Origin of the sequence: Solihabitans fulvus, from assembly GCF_008386585.1 — a bacterium.
GTDB lineage: Bacteria > Actinomycetota > Actinomycetes > Mycobacteriales > Pseudonocardiaceae > Solihabitans > Solihabitans fulvus.
The window spans coordinates 1-399 of the sequence record NZ_VUOB01000164.1 but is presented as its reverse complement, the minus strand read 5'-3'; the positions used below and the strand labels follow the sequence as shown (position 1 = coordinate 399).

The window sequence follows — 399 nt, the reverse complement described above, 5'->3', positions numbered from 1 at the left end:
GATTCGCGCCGCCCTTGGCGCGGCGGTGCTTCTCCCGCTCCAAGCGGGCGAGCTTGCGCAGTCTGCCGGCCAGGTGTCTCGGATTGGCCACCTCCACCCGCCCACCGGTGGTGTCGGCGACCGTCGCCAACCTGGCGATCCCCAGGTCGATCCCGGCTTCCCGCTCGACCGGCGGCAGCGGGGTGGGTTCGACCTTGACCACGAACGAGGCGTAGTAGTGGCCGTCGGGTTCCCGGATGATCGTGACAGAGCTGGGTTCGCTCGGCAGGTCGCGGGACCAGCGGACCCGCACCTCCCCCACCTTCGCCAGATACAGCCGCCCGTCCGGACGCAGGCTGAACCCGTTGCGGGTGAGCCGGAACGACTGCCGGTTGTCCTTGCGGGACTTGAAACGCGGAC

1 protein-coding gene is annotated in these 399 nt (G+C 69.9%); it reads right to left on the bottom strand.

Annotated elements, in window-relative coordinates:
• Positions 1 to 399: RNA-guided endonuclease InsQ/TnpB family protein (locus F0L68_RS41040; RefSeq protein WP_149855327.1), on the bottom strand; the 399-nt coding region annotated here is incomplete at both ends.